General features: G+C 63.0%; 1 protein-coding gene. It reads left to right on the plus strand.

Annotated features, from left to right (window positions below):
- Positions 1 to 249 (plus strand): ATP-binding protein (locus tag ACXR2T_RS15815; protein WP_489945567.1); only part of this gene is annotated, 249 nt, incomplete at its 5' end.
- Positions 250 to 308: the final 59 nt, after the last annotated feature.

Raw genomic sequence — 308 nt, forward strand, 5'->3', positions numbered from 1 at the left:
TTGCTGACGATCGATGAGTGGCTCCTTGACCAGCCCAGCGACAGTCTGCGCGGGATGCTCCTCGAGCTCCTCGAACGTCGTTACGACACCGTCTCAACGGTGTTCTGCACCCAATACAAGAAACCTGACTGGCATGACCGGCTCGGCGGCGACGTGCACGCCGACGCGATCATGGATCGAATCGTGCACCGCACGATCTGGGTAGAGACCGGCGAGACGAACATGCGGGAGCGTACCGCCCGCGGCTAACCCCGCCCGCTGGTGAGCAGCAGCACTTATTGCTGGTGCTCACCAGCGCGATTCCGCGG

It is taken from the genome of Leucobacter faecis, assembly GCF_054456635.2.